Annotated in this window: 2 protein-coding genes; both read left to right on the top strand. The window is 33.0% G+C overall.

Going from position 1 to position 1,043, the window contains the following annotated elements:
- The first annotated feature begins 285 nt into the window (after positions 1–285).
- Complete coding sequence (locus G468_RS24080) at positions 286–456, top strand: hypothetical protein (protein ID WP_155847046.1); 171 nt, start codon at positions 286–288, stop codon at positions 454–456.
- Positions 434–958: a helix-turn-helix transcriptional regulator gene (locus G468_RS0118625; protein WP_026824224.1), complete on the top strand. Its 525-nt coding sequence runs from the start codon at positions 434–436 to the stop codon at positions 956–958. Before G468_RS24080 ends, G468_RS0118625 begins: the two co-directional genes overlap by 23 nt.
- Positions 959–1,043: the final 85 nt, after the last annotated feature.

Genomic DNA, 1,043 nt, shown 5'->3' with positions numbered 1-1,043 from the left:
TACGCATACGCAAAAAGTAATATTTCTGCATTTTCAGCATAGCGATGTGTGCCACAATTAATCGGAATATCGCTGTAGGTTTCTAAATCGCAAAACAGTAAATTTTGCATGTAAAAATGCCTCAATAATGAAATTGATGGATGATTACCCTTTATGAAGTGTGTCAGTTCACCTTCGTACCCGTGGTTGTCAGTACACGAGATTATTTAATAAAAAAGCGGTATTTATTTTTCTTTTTTTTATTAAGAAACTAAGCTTAAAAATAAAATTGTAACAAGGATATTTATGAAAACTCGCGATGTACTAACAAGTCATTTGATTTCGTTTATGGAGAAACAGGAAGATATTTGGGATATTAAAGATAAAGATTCCCGCATTATCTATGCCAATAAAGCAGTCTTTAGCACTTCTTGTTTACCGATGAACTTCAGTATTGAAGGAAAAAAAAATTGCTGAGTGTCCTATATCATGGTGTGAATATGCGGACACAGTTCATGCACATGAACAAATTGTTATTCAATCTGATAAGCCAATATTTATTATTAACACACACTTCACAGCGAAAAAGCAAGTGGTGCAATCTTTTATTATTGAAAAAAGACCCTATTACAATCAGAATAAAATTGCAGGTACTATTTGTCATGGAAGAAAAATACCATCGAGATTACTATCAGAACATTTCTTTAAGAACCCAGCGACACCTTCTTTTTTAACAAATCACCCACCGAATAATTTATTTACGACTGAAGAGCTTAATGTGTTTTTTTTTGTTATGAAACTTATGAGCAATCAAGAAATAGCATTGCGGTTAGGTACATACTCTTGTGTTGTAGAGCAAATAATACAACAGATATATAGAAAGATTGACATTTACTCACGAAAGCAACTAAGAGATTATGGTATAGCTGAAGGGTTTGATAATTACTTCCCACCGTATTTATTAAAAGGACTGTTATAAAAAAAAATATTGCGGGATGTTAGATTAATTATAGAGCTGTGGACTCTTAATCCATCGGTCGTAGGTTCGAGTCCTGCATAGCCCA

This window comes from Arsenophonus nasoniae DSM 15247 (assembly GCF_000429565.1).
Taxonomy (GTDB): Bacteria; Pseudomonadota; Gammaproteobacteria; order Enterobacterales; family Enterobacteriaceae; genus Arsenophonus; species Arsenophonus nasoniae.
The sequence above is the reverse complement of the archived record's forward strand: the minus strand, read 5'-3'. Positions and strand labels throughout refer to the sequence as shown.

What these genes read in the sequence shown, in the direction of transcription:
- G468_RS24080 (WP_155847046.1), top strand. Translation starts at nt 286, where the DNA reads ATGAAAACTCGCGATGTACTAACAAGTCATTTGATTTCGTTTATGGAG.